The organism is Stenotrophomonas pictorum JCM 9942 (genome assembly GCF_001310775.1).
GTDB lineage: Bacteria > Pseudomonadota > Gammaproteobacteria > Xanthomonadales > Xanthomonadaceae > Stenotrophomonas > Stenotrophomonas pictorum.
In genome coordinates this window covers 1-1,457 of the sequence record NZ_BAZI01000535.1, presented here as the reverse complement: position 1 = coordinate 1,457, position 1,457 = coordinate 1, and the positions used below count along the sequence as shown (strand labels likewise).

Annotated in this window: 2 protein-coding genes; both read right to left on the bottom strand. The window is 68.6% G+C overall.

Annotated features, from left to right (window positions below; all coding sequences use genetic code 11):
* Nucleotides 1-660: AAA family ATPase (locus tag JCM9942_RS18475; protein ID WP_218185512.1), on the bottom strand; the 660-nt coding region annotated here is incomplete at its 3' end.
* On the bottom strand, nt 657-1,457 hold an 801-nt coding region (locus tag JCM9942_RS15785; RefSeq protein WP_172675166.1), incomplete at its 5' end, for an exonuclease SbcCD subunit D C-terminal domain-containing protein. The genes JCM9942_RS15785 and JCM9942_RS18475, both read right to left, overlap by 4 nt.

Here is a 1,457-nt window from a genome sequence, read left to right as displayed (position 1 = left end):
CCTGCAGCGCCGCGCGCTCGGGTTCCGGCAGCAGCTGCACGCCGCCGGCACGGGCCTGCAACTGCTCCACCTCGCGCTTGCGCTGCTCGGTCTGCTGGTACACGCGCTGGGAAATGTCGCTGTAGATATCGGTGCCGGTGAGCTGTTCCAGCAGCTCGGCGCGGTCCTTGTCGGAGCTGTTGAGGAAGTCGGCGAACTGGCCCTGCGCCAGCAGCACCGAGCGGGTGAAGCGGTCGAAATCCAGCCGGTGCGGGCCTCGGTCTCCTCCAGCTTCTCCTTGATCGAGGTGGTGATGATGCGGCCGTCGGCCAGCGCCAGCTCCACCTGCGGCGCCTGCAGGCGGCCATCAACCTTGTCGCGCGCACGCCGCTGCGCCCAGAACGCGCGGTAGCGCTGGCCACGGCTCTCGAACTCCACCTCGGCCAGGCAGTCGGCGGTGTGCTCGGTCATCAGCGGATTGTGCGCGGCCGAGAGGGTGGCCATGCGCGGGGTGCGATGGAACAGCGCCAGGCAGATCGCGTCCAGCAGCGTGGTCTTGCCGGCACCGGTCGGCCCGGTGATGGCGAACAGGCCATCGGCAAAGGCCGGCGCGGTGAAATCGATATGGGTTTCGCCCTTGAGCGAATTGAGGTTCTTCAGCCGCAGCGAGAGGATTTTCATGCCGGCTCCCCGCCTTCGATATCGGCCAGCACCTGCTCGAAACAGGCATGCAGCTCGACCACCCGTTCCTCCGGAAGCTCCTGCTCCTGCGCCAGCCGCTGCGCGAACACCTCGCGCGGCTGCAGTTCATCCAGATGCTGGCCGGCGTCCGCCTCGATCACCGCGGTGATGCTGCTGCGCTTGCGGCGGATACGCAGCACCTCCAGCGGCAACGCTTCGACCAGTGCGGCGATACGGCTTTGCAGATCGGGCAGGTAGTCGTCGATCTCCACGGTGACCTCGACCCAGCCCCGCTGCCCGGCGGGAACCTGTGCCGCCACATCCGCCAGTTGCTGCGGCAGGCCGGCCAGGGTGCCGGCTACTCGTGCCAGCACCCGGAAACGCGGCACCGGCAATGGCGTCACCGACTGCAGCTGCTCGCCGTCCAACTCCACCAGCAGCACCTGCTTGACCTGCCCGACCTCGTCGAAACTCAGCGGAATCGGCGAGCCGCTGTAGCGGATGTGCTCCAGCCCGCCGACCTTCTGCGGCTGGTGGATATGGCCCAGCGCGATATACGCGGCCGGCGGAAACGCGCTGGTGGGAAAGGCGTTGAGCGAGCCGACATAGATCTCGCGCACCGAATCGCTGGTGCTGGCCCCGACCGTGGTGAGGTGGCCGGTGGCGACGATCGGCAGCGGCGCGGCTTCGGCCTCGCGCATCGCCACGGCAGCGGCATGGATGCGCGCGTAGTGCGCCGCGATGCCCTCCATCATCGCGCCGCGCTTGTCATCGGCGCTCTGCCCGGCCTCGCTGCG